The following is a 13,791-nucleotide window of genomic DNA, read 5'->3' as shown; positions in this document are numbered from 1 at the left end:
GACAGCACAAGGCGCATCTTCCTCTCTGGTTGACTTTTGGCAGTGCACAACGTAGGTTCGAGATCCGTACGTTAACAAAGGAATAACTGCTAACGTACTGAAACCAGCTACCTTAGGTAAAGCCTTAAGCCGACAATACCTGGTCTACCCATTGGCGTCTTTCGACATTTTTGGGCAGTAGCCTGTGTTTGTGCAAACGCCTCTGCTAACGAGGATATCTGCCTGTTTATAGACCTGAAATCGTGTTTTGTCAATTCTCGAATGCCGCACTTTTAATCTCTTTATCGCAACAACGGGAAGATTGCATTCCCTTTGCAGGGCCAGTCTGCTATGATATGCTCTACTATGGGTGAGAAACTGATCTGCAATAACAAAAGGGCCTACCACGATTACTTCATTGAGGAGAAGCTGGAGGCCGGAATGGTGCTGCAGGGGACCGAGGTAAAGTCCCTGCGGGCAGGCAAGGCCAGCCTGAATGAATCCTTCATGCTGGTACGTGACGGTCAGGCCTTTCTGCATAACCTGACCATTTCGCACTACGAGTTCGGCAACAGCCAGAATCACCAGCCTGACCGCAACCGCAAGCTGCTGCTGCACCGCAAGGAGATCGACAGGATTTACGGCCGCATCCGGGAGCAGGGCTATTCGGCCATTCCGCTGCGTCTGTATTTCAAGGACGGTCTGGTCAAGGTTGAGATCGGGCTTGGCAAAGGCAAGAAGATGTACGACAAGCGTGAAGACATGAAGAAGAAGGACTCCCAGCGCGAGATTTCGCAGGTATTGAAATCGAAGCAGAGAGATTGACAGAAGCAAGTATGAATATGAAATATCGATTCATAATTCAACATTGATTTTTACGGGGGTGTAAAGGTTTCGACGGGGAAGTGAATTTCTGGATTGCACCGGGTCGGGGCAGGCGGCCGACCTTAATAAACCTGCAACGGCTTAATTGCCGACAATTATAACACTCCTGTTGCACTAGCTGCTTAACAGGCGCCCCCAAGTGAGATGCCGGTGGTAAGGCGGGGGCGTCATTCACTACCGGATAGGGATGTGCGACGCCCGTAGCGTGACCCGAGATCAACGGGACCGCTGGTTTGCTGTTTTGTCAGGTGCACAGCAAACCGGTTAAATCGAGCAACTGACTAACGGTGTAGTAATTCAGATCGTAGGTTCTTCGGACGTGGGTTCGACTCCCACCACCTCCACCATACAACAGTCCGGCACCATCCGGATACAACCGAAAGCCCTTGAGAAATCAGGGGCTTTTTCTTTTGTGTTGTCCGTTGTTGTCCAATCTTATACCCTGAAATCCAGCAAAATAGGGGTAACATTCGGGGTAATGGGAGCAGTATCAGGGGTAGCTCTGAAAATAAACAGGGGTAACAGAGGGGTACACAGGTTGGTTATGGCACTGTGCTGGCGGTAAGTTTATTTTGTACGGAACTGTGTGGCGTAAGTGTTAAATATATGAGCCTCTTGCAATAGTCATTGAAACAGACTCCCCCACCCTTGCCTAGAGGCACCTGCTTCTGGTGACGGGAGGACCTTTTAGGGTCTAGCCATTCCTCCTGCAAGTTAACCTGCAGGACTCCAAGCAGTACAGTTGCCTCGCGGCTTGACTTTCTATCTGACGTGGTCAGGCGTGTTCAGACGTGTTCAGACGTGTTCGGTGCCGCGTTTTTGTGCGTCAACCGCACAATGCCATAATTATGCTTTGCTTTGATAGGTAGTACATTTTATTTTTATGCTTATTTATCCAGAATGATTGCATTTGGGGGGCGATACCAGGCAGGGCTTATCCCTCCTTGCTTTATCCATCCTTCCTTTGGCATCCAATCACAGTACAAAACCCTAAGCAAGAGACGATCGTTTTTTGGGTCCCACCAGCAATTACCTTCATTATTTCCGTCTTTTTGAACTACACGAGTGATTGTATTTAATGAGCTGATATCTCTTTTATCAGGAGAATGCCCAATTCTTACTTCGACGATATCCCCTAAAGCTACATTTATTCCAGCTGGAACATATACTATTATTGCGTTTGCTTTTTCTGCCATTCCGCCACAACAAAAAATACGTGCCACAACTATGCTGCCGTCGGTAATGTCTGAGTCTCTAACTCCTGATGCTCGTATGGCCTTGTAGACCATTTCAGTCTGGACGACCAAAGCGCGTGGTTCAATTTCCATCACTTGAGCGAGTCGCAGAGAATCATCTGGCACAATAAAGTCAGAGTGGATAGCTAGTGATGATGAGCAACCAGACATCAACATAGCTATATAAAGAATCCCAACTGCCAGAAGAATGTGGATTGATGTGGATTTCTTAATTATTAGGCGCATTTTTTCCTCCGTTCAATTACCATTGTAAAATAGTAATCTGCTGCATATTAGCCGAAAAAATCGCGGTTTGAAATATTCTGATTACTCAACAACCATCCTGATATTAGAGCGTTACCGTAATTATCCGACAAATTGCAATGTGATATTAACAATGATTTCTCTTAGTAGTGTCTATGGGTAATCATCAGGCCAAGGTACTCAATGCGCTGTTATGTTAAAATAATCTATAAAAAATAGAAGCAGGACACAGATACTACGGCCAGTGAGTGGTTAAAGTTTTATTTTCAGACCGCAGTGACTTGACCAAACCATTACTGCCGAAACTGATGACGTGATTATAGTTAATTATGAACTCACCGCTCAATTTCCCGAGTAACCAGAAAGCCTGTGCTTTTGTCGCTGTGTACCAGAGTTCAGATTCGTCCTGTGTTGCCACATCTGGTTCCCCCAGGGTCTGCAGAACCTCTTCCCGTGTTGTTTTCCCCGGAACTATGTTTGCGGGAAGTTTTTCGGCAATATTGTGTCTGGAGTCGCCCGTGTAATAATTGGTCGGAATGAAAAGGCATCCGCTGAAGGAAAAAGATGCAATGAATAACCCAATGATTACAATTATGCGGTTCCGCATTGCGCCTCCTATTGTACCTTGACAAGAGTATGCTTTGCTAGTTGCCCTTTTTCGTCAAATACCAGGACAAGGCTGTACCTAGTGTTGGTCCAAAAACCATAACGGTCCCTGATATAATACCCACGCTCGGCATCTTCACCAATGCGGTAGGTGAGAATCCTTCCGGCCTCGAAGCTGCCTGACGGTTCACCTAGTTTCAAAAATATCGTTTCTCGCAGGGTCCCGGGCGTCACCACGTCTTTGAGCAGATTTATGTCTGCCGATACCGGAGGCAGGGTTGCGCACCCAACCAGCACGAATAAGGTGTACATGATACATGCTGCAATCTTAAATGGTTTGATTGTCATAGGCAGCTCCGGTGGATCTTTGTTCAGTAGTCAAACGATAGCATTATAAATATCTTAGCAGATGTGGTGTGTCGAAAGTTCCTGGTACTGACGTGACTGGTGCATGACCAGACACTGCCTGTTGTCGCCGAACAACACAAGGTCTTTACGTCCATCGCCCACTGAAGAAGAACCGTGAAATTTGCGCTGAAATCGCTGCTGAAGGGACTGAATAAAACGAACAGATAATTTTCATGTCATCCTCCCCTACGCATATGTGCATGTTGAAAGAAGCCGGAATACCCCAGTCTGTGAAGGGTGATAGGTCTTATGAGTCAGTTTTTGGCTGCGAAGAATAATCGACAAAACGAAGCTGGAACTGTACGTTTTGTCATAAGGAGAAGAAATGGGAAGCTGCAAGATGAGGGACTGGAAGAATGATTTACATCATATTCTTTTTCAATTGCTGCAACAATCAAAATCAGCCCGTTGACAGACAATAAAACAGGATAAAATGTTCTACTTCTCAGCCTGTTCTGTTCCGCTTCGGACGAGCTCCGCCAGCGTGCGGCCAAGGCCGCCGGCGCCGCTCTGCAGCCAACCTCCATCAACCGGCAGGATTGCTCCGTTGACATAGCTCCCGAGTTCCGAAGAAAGAAAAAGGCAGGCATTGCCGATATCCTGAGGGTTGCCGAGCCGGCGCAGTGGCACAGAATCGCGAGCTGCCTCACGCATGGCGTCGCTGGGGGCAAGACGCTGCATCCCCTCGGTGCCGTCAATCGGTCCGGGAACGATGGCGTTGACCCGTACCCCCTGCGGGCCCCATTCCAGGGCCAGGCAGCGGGTCAGCATCTCCACCCCGGCTTTGGCGGCGCAGACGTGGGACTGGGCTTCCATCGGAATAGTCGCCTGGGGAGCGGAGATGTTGATCACTGTGGCACCCGGTTTGAGCAGATAGGGGTAGACGGCTTGCATGACGTTGAAAGTGCCGATCAGGTCGATGTCGATAACGGCGCGGAAAGCGTTCAGCGACATCTGTGTGAGCAGAGCCGGGAAGTTGCCGGCTGCTCCCGAGACGACCACGCTCAAGGGGCCAAAGGCCGCATGGACCGCGTTGAGCCCGGCCGCCAGCGCTTCCGGATCGCGAACGTCAGCACTAAAGCCCATCGCTTCAGCACCGCAGCCGCGCAGACTGTCGACGGTATCATCCACCTTTTGCTGTGAGCGGCTGGCGACGGCGACGCGGGCTCCGTGGCGGGCAAAGAGCTCGGCGACGCCGCGGTTGATACCACTGGTGCCGCCGATGACGACGACGGTTCTGTCAGAAAAATCGAGAGAGTTGTTCATCGGCTGGCCTCGTATGGGGAGGTATCGGTTGACATGAGAGGCGTGTGCCCTGCTTGTCAAACCATGAGCGGGAGATCAGTACTATTCTGGAAAACGTTTGATCGTTCAATATTATTGTTAAAGCGTACCACTATCCGGAGATAGTGTCATCATCACATATGCACGATACAGGCAGCACTGTCGAAGCGGGGGATATTGACCAACTCCGGAACAGGATGGGATACCATCAGATCGGAAGGGTAGGGGCGGTAGAGCCTCTGCAACTCCCGGGGGTCTTGAACGTGCCTGTCGAGCCAGAAGCCAAAATCATCAGGTGACAAAATCACCGGCATTCTGTCGTGTATCGGCTTCACGGTCACATTTGCAGTTGTGGTCAGGATGCAGCACGTTTCAACGTCAGACCCGTCCTCTGCCTTGCTTTTCTCCCATAATCCGGCAAAGCCCATCAATCCGCTATTGCAGAGCCGGATGTAATAGGGTTGTGCATGGTCATCCTTGCCAGGCAGCCATTCGTAGAAACCCGAGGCAGGAATTATGCACCGGCTGTATGTGAGCGCATGCATGAAATGAGGATCCTCATGGACAGTTTCACTTTGGGCAATAATCGGCGCGGGGTTTGTCTCCTGTGACCCGATGGAGTGCAGGCCCCAGTGCAGGAAATCGAGTCTGTTATGGTCGCCGATATGCCTGACCGTTGCAATGTGCTGACACGGAGCAATATTGTAATGCGGTTCGATGTCGGGGAGTTCCTGCAGGTCAAATGTCTTGGCGATGACCTCAGGTGAAGCCTGGAGAGTATATCTGCCGCTCATGGTTAGATACTTCCTTTGTGGAACGCTGGATTTTGCATTTGCTGATTGTATCAAACTTGGGTGATTAAAGGCGGTTTTAAATCCATGTGAGCGATTATAGCAAAGTCTGTGAAGTCATTGGTCGGGCATTGAAATTAACGGTGGATGAGGTTGTTGAGATATCAGTGTGACGGGAGATGGGAAGGAGGGCTCGCTCAAATTGCTCGGTAAGAAACATCAGGGTGAGAGTGGCAAAAAGTCAGGGTTGCATGCCAGCCAAACGTTTGGAGTACACACATGCCGAAAACAGTTTGTTATAGATTCTTGCGCAAAATGAATCTTACAACGACGCAGCCATTACCTCAAAGCGATTGCGGCCGTTCTCCTTGGCACGGAACAGGGCCTGGTCAGCGAAGGCAACAAGCTGGGCAGCGGCGGATATGTCATGATCCCCGGCCGTGGCCACTCCGAGGCTGATCGTGACAAATTCGGATGTGTCCGACTTGGCATGGGGCAGTGCCAGCCTGAGTACGGATTCACCGATACGGCCTGCCAGAACAGCCGCTCCCTGACGACTGGTCTCGGGCAGGATGACCACAAATTCCTCTCCGCCGTAGCGAACAACAATATCAGGCCCCCGCTCAACCACAGTCCTGACGGTCCGGGCAATCTTCTGCAGGCACTCATCACCCTCAAGGTGGCCATAGTGGTCGTTGTATTTCTTGAAATGATCCACATCAATCATGATCAGGGACAGTTGTGAGCCTGATCGTTTGTGCCGGGAAAATTCGGTCTGCAAGACCGTGTCGAAGTACCTGCGATTGGACAGGCCTGTCAGGCTGTCCGTCAGGGAATTGCGTTGGGCGAGATCCCGTTCTGTCTCAAGCTGGTGAACCAGATTCTGGATCTGCTGCTCCGCTTTTTTGCGGTTTGTTATATCCCTGGCAATTAGAACCATTCTGACGGGATTACCCTGCTGGTCACGGATCAGTGCATTGTTTACCTCGATGTCAAAGCAGGATCTGTCTTTGCGGATGGCGCGGTACTCATTGGGGCCATTATAATTTTCGTGCACCATTCTGGCTATATTGGCGAGCGCCCTTTCGTGGTCTTCGGGAACAATAAAATCCATGACCATCATGCCGGGACCATCCTCCGGGTCATAACCGAACATTTTAGGCGCTGCCTCAGAGAACATGATCACTCGACCGGACAGATCGGCGATGGTGATATCGTCGGGCGACGCCATCAGGATTTTTTTATAGATTTCTTCGCTTGCTTGAAGTTCACGATTTTTATCAGTAAGTCCTTTTTCTGCCAGTTGTCCGATTTCTCTAGCCATAATTCCGATTTCATTGTCCGGATAGACGTAATTGTTAGCCTGCAACTCGTTGCCGGCGATGACGGCATTGATTCTTTTGCCCAGTTCGACAAGCGGGCGGGACAAACGCCTGCTCAGCAGTGTGCTCTGTACAAATCCCAAAAACAGTGCAATGACGCCGGTTAGGCCGATAATAAACAGTACTTGCGACATGATCGGACGGAGGATTTCTTTCTTTTCGACCGCTGTCACAACAGTCCATCCGGTGGAAGCTACCCTGCTGTAATGGGCGAAATGTTCCACGTTGCCCGTGCGGTAGGTGAAGTCGCCTTTGCTGCCCGGCAGAAGGTCCCCCTTCAATTCCTGAAAGGTTGTGCCCTGGCGGGACTGATCCGGATGCATGATTATGTTACCTCTCCGGTCCATGATGAAACTTACTGTTGATCCGTACTCTTCGTGTTGCGAAATAAGATTAATAATGTGTCCGATCGAACAGTCAATCGATATGACACCCTCATCTCCGCCAGCGGTCTGTTGCAGTGCTCTGCTGGTCGAAACCAGCCATTCATTTGAGGTGACATCCTGATAGGGCAGGCCGACCGAGGTTGCGGGTTTACGCTCCAAAGCTGCCCGGTACCAGGGACGGGTTGCAGGATCAAACCCTGCAGGCAGTGTGTAATCGTTTATCAGCATCAGGCCGTTTTGATAGCCCGAATAGATATAAGTGATATTCCTGTTGGATGTAAGTACAGAGCGGTACTCGTCCAGGATGCGCTGCTGCCCCTCTTTGCCAAGTGCCGTTGCGCCCCTGATATCCTTGTGGTCCTGCAGCCGCGCTATGGTGTTGATGATTTCAGTGAAATGACCGTCAATGAAATACGCCACACCTTGATTGGTTCGGCTGATGACGGCCCGTGCCTTGGATATTTCGGCGGTATAAATGATAGTTGAGAGTAAAAAGCCGAAAATAATCATAACAACCAGCGCCAACAGCGCGCTGCTTTGAAAGATCTCCCGTTTGATGCTGGATTTATGTGAGATTTGCTTGTTTATGATAAATATTTCCTTATAAACAACTTTTGTTAACTATAATCAAAAAAACTAATTATGCAATGCTTAGAAATCTTGCATGCTGCTGTCAGATGCTTGATTGAGGGTATTTGGTGGTCATAAAGGAATTCTGTTTGCCACGCGGCTCTGGAACAGGCAGAGATGGGTCATGTCTATTAACTGTTGGAATATTGCCCGCGTTCACGTATATTCAGCGCTACATGCACGGGTTGCAAACAGGGTCGGAACAGCATGTGGGGGTAGTCCCGTTTAAGTCCGAGTGACAATTCATGTAAAACAGGTGGTTGCGCCATCAGTTATATGGATTTCATCATGTGAAAGCCCTTGAGAAATCAGGGGCTTTTCTTCAAGCACGATAACGTTTTCCTGTGGATTATCCGTCCGGGAGTCTTTATGCGAACACTCATCCTGACCTTACTGCTGCTTTTCGGACATGGTCTGGCTGCCATGGATGCCGCTGCCTTCAGCAACGAGCCGGATGGGTTCGGGAGCATGCGCTGGGGTACTACAGTAGGCACGATGTTTACAAAGGAAGATTATGTTGGTTTCAGCAGAGATGAAAATAGCTCCAGGTACCTTAAACTTGGTGATAAAACACCGCTTGAGCTAGACGGTGTAAAAATATACAGCATGGTTTATTCTTATTACAGTGGGATGCTCTGGAAAGTAGAAGTAGAGGCGCGCCTGCTTCAGGCCGCTAAGTTGTATGATCTGTTTATCAGAAAATATGGAGAACCGTCCCATAATATCCTCAGATCGGAATTCAGCAGAGAATACTACTGGGCAGGGACAACATCCGATATCGTTCTTGCAACAAGTTTGAATTACTATGACAGAAAAACGATAGATATGGCCACCGCATCCATATTTAGCAGGAATATCAAATCAGCTGTTGATGCTGATCTTGATCAAGCTCTGAGGGAACTGAAATCACCCATCGATGCGGTTGACGGTTTTCGTGACTGGAAGTGGGGGAGCGGATTCTCTAAGGGAAAGACGTACCTGCCTCTGGATCAGGAACCTTTTTTTGAGTATCACATAAAAGGTGACGACATGTTGTTTGAAGGGGTCACTGCCCAGGAAATCAGGTATCGTTTTTATAACAACAACGCTCTCCAGAAAGTCGAGTTGTTTTTCGACGGCAAGCAGAATTACCTGAAACTGAAAGAAGCCTGTTTTAAGCTCTTAGGTCGCACAGTACGCTATGAACAGGGTATGATCAGATGGATCGGAAAAAATACCACCGTGAAATTGTCATTTACCATAGATGACAAAGATACGTGGCTGAGCAGACTGACGTATTCCGGATACGGACTGCAATAGACCGAACCGCTCAAATGTCCGGAAACTGATGCGGAATATAGATGTAACCTGTATATCAGGGTTTGGAGTATTCAAAAATGCAGACACGCATTCCCAAGATGATCTACGCCGATGCGAAGGGGAATATTTTTGACCACCCGGAGCTGTGCATGGCCGGAATGAACGGCACTCAGCCGGTGCTGCCGGAGGATGTGGAACTGATCCCGCTGCCGGAGGACAGCAAGCTGTTTACCATGCCTTCCATGCCGCCGATTGCCTGGGATGCCAGAAAAAAGACCTTCGTTACCGTCGATGAGGTGCGCGAAGGCCGCAAAAGCCAGCGGATTCAGGCAGTGGCCGCTTTCATGGCCCCCGGCTATGTGCGGACACTGCTGCCGGCCTGCGCGTATGCCGGCAAGAAAACGCACCTGCCGCTCTGGTCCTACACAGCCGTGGGGTGGGACGAGGAGCGCGACTGTTTCGTGGTGGCCGCAACCAAGGTGGATGCCAACAGCAACTGGAACCCGGTCAATTATGACGACCGCACGCTGGATCCGCTGGTGCGGCAGATGTTGCAGGATATGCCGGGCAATCGCCTGCTGGAGCAGTTATCGCGCTGCGCTGTTGATTATCACTGCTTTGCCGCCAAGAATCTCTTTTACCGCCGCTGGGAGGCGCCGCTGCCCACCTCGCCGGTCTGCAACTCGGCCTGTCTGGGGTGTATCAGTCTGCAGCCGTCGGAATGCTGTCCTTCCAACCATGAACGCATTACCTTTGTCCCCACCCCGGAGGAACTGTGCGAGATCGCTGTTCCGCATCTGGAGCAGGCTGAACAGGCCATTGTCTCCTATGGTCAGGGATGCGAGGGGGATCCGATCCTGCAGGCCGACACCATTGCCGAGGCTACCCGCCGCATGAAACAGGCCACTTCCCGCGGAACGGTCAATTTCAATTCCAATGGTTCTCTGTCCGACCGTGTACAGCTGCTGTGCGATGCCGGCATGGATTCATTCCGTTTCTCCCTGAACTCGGTCCGCGAGGAGTTGTATAACCGCTATTATCGCCCCAAGGGATATGCCTTTGCCGATGTGCTCCGTTCGGTAGCGTGTGCCAAGGAAAACGGCCGCTTCACCATGATCAATTACCTGGTTTCCCCGGGTGTGTCCGATGCGCCGGAAGAGGTCGAGGCACTGCTGAGGTTTGTGGCCGCTACGGGGGTGGATATGATTCAGCTGCGCAACCTGTCGATCGATCCGGATTACTACAATCGGGAGATGGGGGTCAAGGGGAAGGGGATCGGGATGTACCGCCTGCTGCAGCGTTTGAAGCAGGAGTTTCCGAAACTGCAATTCGGCTACTACAACAGGACCAGGGAGAATTTCTTCCCGGATGGGTTTGAACAAGGCTGGCCGGTTTCAGACAGGTAAACCGGTCCGAAAAAAAGCCACCCTTTGTTGAGGGTGGCTTTTTTATTGAATGCCGGTATCAGGGTTTCAGGTGAATTCCATCAACCCTCAGGCTGCCGCTTTTGACGATGAGCGTGCCGATCAGGGTTGTCGGCACAGCGCTTATGGTTTGGAAATCCTGATTGTAGCCACCCTTGAGAACAACATCCTTGCCCAGATTCATCTCCAGGCTTTCGGCAAGTTCACCATTCAGCGCCAGCATGGTTGCCGTGGCGCCAGCCGAGAGGTAGGCCTGATTCAGGGAGTAATAGCCGCTTGCGCCAATCTTTATTTTTGGGGCTGTTTGGGCGCTGATGATTACATCGTCGAGGAAGACGTTGTTGCCCCAGGAGCTGATGCCCAGAAATCCGATCCGGAGAGTCTGCCCCTGGTACGCGCTCAGGTCGATACTGGCTTGCGCCCACCCGGTTGTCCCGTTATAGCGATTGATCGCAGTGCCGACATTCGACCAACTGGCGCCATCGGTAGATACCTGCACCTGAACCCGGTCGGCTGATGATGTATAGTCGGTATCGTGGTACATCCAGAATTTCAGGGTGGCACTGGTAGCTCCGGCCGGAATGGCAATGCCGCTGTCCCAGTACAGGAGGGTCTGGCTACCGCTGGAGGCGTCAAATGAGTTGAATTCCGCCATGAGCGTGCCGCTGTGAGGGGTGGCGCTCGGGTTAATCCCCGAGTCCACCATGGTCCAGGCTCCGGCGGTTCCCACAACCTGAGCTGTATACCAGCCGGTGCTTTCGAATCCGTCACTGAAAAGTGTGATGAGGCCGGCAGGATTTACTGTGAACAATATTGATGCTGTGTTCGTTTTCCCGCCTCCAGTGCCGGTGACTGTTACGCTGTAGGTGCCGGCGGGGGTCGCTGCGCCGGCGGTCAGCGTCAGGGTTGAACTGCCAGAACCGGGTGCTGAAATTGAGGCCGGGCTAAAGGAGGCTGTGGCCCCCGTCGGCAGCCCGCTTGCCGATAGCGCCACGGTTGCGTTGAAACCGCCGGATACGGTTGTGCTGATGGTATTAGAAGACGAAGCCCCTTGAACGGCGCTGACTGTAGACGGAGAGGCTGAAATCGCGAAGTTGGGACCAGCCCCAACAACATTAAATGTCATGGACATGCCGGGAATACTAAAAGCACTCAGGCTCATTCCCGATGCCGACCCGTCCCACCACTTCGAATTAGGTGTACTGGTATTGCTCAAAGTATTTGTATATCCAGTTGCGCTGTTTCCCAGATAGAACAGATCGTTTGAGTCGCCACTGTTTGTGGTGGTCGTTTCGAAATGCCAGAGGTTATCTGCCTGAACCAAGGTGAGCTCATAGTTGAGATGCGACGAATTTGGCGTCAAGCTCTGATTGTCCTTGTTTCCGAGTTCATCGACATGCCAGACGGCGATCCCGGCCGCAGGGAGACTGGCGTCGCGTCCGGTTTTCTGGCGGTTTTCCAGCAGAAAGTATTCGGTTGAAATCCCCGGTTTTCGATAACGGTAGAACTGATCGTATCCGCTGTTGGGTGCAGCCACCAGCGTTCCTGTCAAGCTATCAGAACTGGTCAGATCTGTTGCCGTTGCCCAACCCGCGGCAAGCTTCAGATAGGCATCGACCTGGTTGGGGTTAGTCCCGTGACCGCCGCTCCCCATCAGGCTGAAGACCCCCGCACCCCCTACCGAGTCGTAACCGTAATCATAGAGGTCGGGGAAATCACAGAGCATGTGCCCGTTTTCATGACAGAAGGTCCCCAGTTCCAGCGCCGAGCCCACATTGGTGATCTGGTAATTTGAAATATACTTGCCGTTTCCCAATGCAACCGGGCTGGAAAGGTACCAAGAATGGGGCCAAAGTCCACTAGCCCAAACACCGCTGTCTGCTCCGGCGAAAAACACGTTGAAGGCTGCGACATAGCCGGAAGCGTCAGTGGTCAGGGCATTTAATGTAGGCAGGATTGTGCTGTTATATTCGGGTTTGGCCTTTAGGATGGTCAGTGCATCATTGATCAGCAATCGCCCTTGAGTGCCATTGTTTTGAGCTGTTGACGTGTTGTTGTAGTAGCTTTTGGGTTGTGTCATCCGCACATAGGCAGTTACGACGTTCGTATATGTCAGTCGGCCAGCGGAGACATCGCTGAAATACTTTTTCACCGAGCCGTTGTTGCCATAACCTGAATACGAATCGCCATTGAGAAATGAATCGATTTCAGCTTGGGATATTGATGCCGGGGCATCGGAAAAGTCGATCAGCAGGGTCATGCCGGCCTTGGTACCGGTTGTTATTGCTGTCGGAGGTGCAAGCTGTATTCCGTCCAGTTCCTGGGGCAGAGGGGTGTTCAGTGTCTTGGACTTCAATTGTGACCAGCGTCTGGATAATCCCGTATCTGTGTCCCATTGTTTATGCCGGGCTTGAGCTGCGGCGGCTGCAACATCGGCATCCATGCGGATATGTTGTGCCAGTCCCTGCGGAGCCTGAATATGGGCCGGCACCCCCGTGGACTGGAGGCTTTTCCCGTCGGCCGAGCGCTCGGCATAGTAATATGCTTGCTGTTGTGGATCAAAAATAACCGTATATCCGGTAGTGGTTTCGAATACCGCTTGAAACTCATCACCCTGTCCCCACAGGGTTACTTGCGTGTTGTCGGGTTGGGTAAACCGGAAATGCTTGGCAAACGGGGCGGACCAAGCACTGGTAAGTGAAATCGAGAGACTTAGCGCCATAATCAGCATCAACGTCGTCCCGACCATGGTGCCTCTTCTCATGACCTGATTGACAAACCCGGTTGTTCCAGCTTCTTTTTTCATTAGAAACTCCATCTCGTTATTAGTGCATACGTGTCAACGCAAGTCAGGTTGCGAATTCAATATACAAATTACATGCCATTACATCTAAGTTGCTGCTGTCAGTTATTGTAATTATAACCTGGCAGTTTTGGATACATTTTTCAGATAGTCGTAACAAATTATTCAGACAAACGGAGTAATAAAAACGAGGGTGTAAATGTTATATGGTGGATTGCGTAAAACGCTTCTTTTGAGCATAGGTTTGCTCCGGAGAAAGTGTGTTACTGAATCAAAATATAGTATTATAATAAATACATTATATTTGATTTACAAAACTATTTTGAGACTGTCCCAAAATCCACAGGACATGTCAAGTTTTATTTCGGCCGTATCTGATTTGAATCATTTGAGTTATGGCGCGAAGGGCTGGGAT

10 protein-coding genes, 1 other RNA gene and 1 riboswitch are annotated in these 13,791 nt (G+C 50.7%); of the genes, 4 read left to right on the top strand and 7 right to left on the bottom strand.

Features of this window, described 5'->3' with window-relative positions; genetic code table 11:
• Positions 1-14: 14 nt before the first annotated feature.
• A riboswitch (M-box (ykoK) riboswitch) is annotated at positions 15-220 on the bottom strand.
• A gap of 125 nt (positions 221-345) precedes the next feature.
• Positions 346-804 (top strand): SsrA-binding protein SmpB, encoded by a 459-nt coding sequence (gene smpB / locus ACOCF6_RS03630; protein WP_482459026.1) that lies wholly within the window; start codon positions 346-348, stop codon positions 802-804.
• A gap of 54 nt (positions 805-858) precedes the next feature.
• Positions 859-1,211, top strand: a transfer-messenger RNA (tmRNA) gene (gene ssrA, locus ACOCF6_RS03625).
• A 540-nt stretch (positions 1,212-1,751) separates the two neighbouring features.
• On the opposite strand, the gene ACOCF6_RS03620 is transcribed toward ssrA, so the two are convergent.
• From ACOCF6_RS03620 to ACOCF6_RS03595, 6 genes are all read right to left on the bottom strand, one after another.
• Positions 1,752-2,345 (bottom strand): hypothetical protein, encoded by a 594-nt coding sequence (locus ACOCF6_RS03620; RefSeq protein ID WP_482459025.1) that lies wholly within the window; start codon positions 2,343-2,345, stop codon positions 1,752-1,754.
• 253 nt (positions 2,346-2,598) lie between these two features.
• Entirely contained in the window at positions 2,599-2,970 is a 372-nt protein-coding gene (locus ACOCF6_RS03615) for a hypothetical protein (protein WP_482459024.1), read from the bottom strand.
• 8 nt (positions 2,971-2,978) lie between these two features.
• Positions 2,979-3,317, bottom strand: a complete 339-nt coding sequence (locus tag ACOCF6_RS03610; protein WP_482459023.1) for a hypothetical protein — start codon at positions 3,315-3,317, stop codon at positions 2,979-2,981.
• A gap of 498 nt (positions 3,318-3,815) precedes the next feature.
• On the bottom strand, positions 3,816-4,643 hold the full coding sequence (locus ACOCF6_RS03605; protein ID WP_482459022.1) for an SDR family oxidoreductase: 828 nt from the start codon (positions 4,641-4,643) through the stop codon (positions 3,816-3,818).
• A gap of 152 nt (positions 4,644-4,795) precedes the next feature.
• The gene (locus ACOCF6_RS03600; protein ID WP_482459021.1) at positions 4,796-5,455 is read right to left on the bottom strand and encodes an SOS response-associated peptidase; all 660 of its coding nucleotides are present in this window, start codon (positions 5,453-5,455) and stop codon (positions 4,796-4,798) included.
• Positions 5,456-5,774: 319 nt separating this feature from the next.
• Positions 5,775-7,730: a diguanylate cyclase gene (locus ACOCF6_RS03595; protein ID WP_482459020.1), complete on the bottom strand. Its 1,956-nt coding sequence runs from the start codon at positions 7,728-7,730 to the stop codon at positions 5,775-5,777.
• 489 nt (positions 7,731-8,219) lie between these two features.
• On the opposite strand from ACOCF6_RS03595, the gene ACOCF6_RS03590 reads away from it, so the two are divergent.
• Both ACOCF6_RS03590 and ACOCF6_RS03585 read left to right on the top strand, forming a co-directional pair.
• The gene (locus ACOCF6_RS03590) at positions 8,220-9,149 is read left to right on the top strand and encodes a hypothetical protein (RefSeq protein ID WP_482459019.1); all 930 of its coding nucleotides are present in this window, start codon (positions 8,220-8,222) and stop codon (positions 9,147-9,149) included.
• Between the two features lie 77 nt (positions 9,150-9,226).
• Positions 9,227-10,555, top strand: a complete 1,329-nt coding sequence (locus ACOCF6_RS03585; protein WP_482459018.1) for a radical SAM family protein — start codon at positions 9,227-9,229, stop codon at positions 10,553-10,555.
• Positions 10,556-10,613: 58 nt separating this feature from the next.
• Here ACOCF6_RS03585 and ACOCF6_RS03580 read toward each other — a convergent pair whose 3' ends face one another.
• On the bottom strand, positions 10,614-13,379 hold the full coding sequence (locus ACOCF6_RS03580; protein WP_482459017.1) for a M6 family metalloprotease domain-containing protein: 2,766 nt from the start codon (positions 13,377-13,379) through the stop codon (positions 10,614-10,616).
• Between the last annotated feature and the right edge of the window lie 412 nt (positions 13,380-13,791).

It is taken from the genome of Geobacter psychrophilus (genome assembly GCF_056821595.1).
The sequence above is the reverse complement of the archived record's forward strand: the minus strand, read 5'-3'. Positions and strand labels throughout refer to the sequence as shown.